The following is a 269-nucleotide window of genomic DNA, read 5'->3' as shown; positions in this document are numbered from 1 at the left end:
AAAAAGTTGATAATTAAATTTTTTGGGGGAGACCTATGAATAAAATAAAATGGATCTTACTGTGTCTTTATGGATTGACAGTGATTTACACTATTTTTTTCATAGTGTCTTTTTTTATATGGAATGAGTTTTTGGTTCGTGGATTTTTTTCATTTATCTTCTTATGTCTTATTGCTTCATTGATATGGATTCGATATTCTATGCTAGCTTTAAAGCGTGAACTTGGTTATCAAATGTCGCCCATAAGAGATTTTGCTCACCAATTATAT

Origin of the sequence: Methanocalculus natronophilus, from assembly GCF_038751955.1 — an archaeon.
Taxonomy (GTDB): Archaea; Halobacteriota; Methanomicrobia; order Methanomicrobiales; family Methanocorpusculaceae; genus Methanocalculus; species Methanocalculus natronophilus.
The sequence above is the reverse complement of the archived record's forward strand: the minus strand, read 5'-3'. Positions refer to the sequence as shown.